Source organism: Micromonospora sp. LOL_013 (genome assembly GCF_048060315.1).
Lineage (GTDB): Bacteria > Actinomycetota > Actinomycetes > Mycobacteriales > Micromonosporaceae > Micromonospora_E.
In genome coordinates, this window is sequence record NZ_JBHMIQ010000118.1 from 1 (window position 1) to 405 (window position 405).

Sequence of the window (405 nt, forward strand, 5' to 3'; positions counted from 1 at the left end):
AGGTGCTGCGGCTGTCGGAGTCGCTGGACATGGTGGCGATGGTCGGCATCGACCCGGAATCTGACGGGCTGGCCCGGGCCCGCCGGTTGGGTGTGGCGACCACGAGTGATGGGGTCGACGGCCTGGTGGCGATGCCCGAGTTCGCCGACGTCGGGTTGGTGTTCGACGCCACGTCGGCGGGTGCGCACCGGCGCAACGACGAGATTCTGCAGGCTTACGGGCGGACGGTGGTGGATCTGACCCCGGCCGCGGTCGGCCCGTACGTGGTGCCGCCGGTCAATCTGGACGCGCACCTGGCCGAGCCGAACGTCAACATGGTCACCTGTGGTGGGCAGGCGACCGTGCCGGTCGTCGCCGCCGTCGCGGCGGTGGCCCCGGTCGCGTACGCGGAGATCGTCGCCTCGA

The 405-nt window shown here is 71.4% G+C and carries 1 pseudogene; it reads left to right on the plus strand.

Annotated features, from left to right (window positions below):
- Positions 1–2: 2 nt before the first annotated feature.
- Positions 3–405, plus strand: a pseudogene (locus ACFHWS_RS28580) (acetaldehyde dehydrogenase (acetylating)); the annotation flags it as partial.